Annotated in this window: 1 protein-coding gene; it reads right to left on the reverse strand. The window is 54.9% G+C overall.

The window, feature by feature from the left end:
- Positions 1-388 (reverse strand): hypothetical protein (locus HNV26_RS37635; protein WP_216613099.1); only part of this gene is annotated, 388 nt, incomplete at its 3' end.
- Positions 389-412: the final 24 nt, after the last annotated feature.

Genomic DNA, 412 nt, shown 5'->3' on the forward strand with positions numbered 1-412 from the left:
CAATACCCTCAGGCTCAGCACCAGCATTGCATGCATCGATCATGATGGGCTGCCCATGCCATATTCCGCTGCGGCGGATGAGATCCACGATGATGTCCTGCCGCGTTACCCCTTGGAGGCTGTTCGACCGTGCATGGGCAAAAATGTAAACGTACCCCGGAACGCCTCTTTCTCGCAGGCCGGACAGATACAGAGCCTTGTCCGAAGGCTGTATCAGGATGATTTTTCTTCGCACCCGGTCCACGGTCGCGATTTTTTTCACGACGGCCCTGGAAGCATCCAGACTCTGAAAAATCAGTTTGGGCAACCCTTTCCCAGGTCCATGCTGGATACATCCTTCCTCGACGGGCTCTGCAGGCTGCTCCTGAAACCAGTACGCAAGCGACATTCTTTTGATTCCTCCCTGTGATGC

This window comes from Myxococcus xanthus, assembly GCF_013116825.1.
In the GTDB taxonomy this organism is placed as follows: Bacteria; Myxococcota; Myxococcia; order Myxococcales; family Myxococcaceae; genus Myxococcus; species Myxococcus xanthus_B.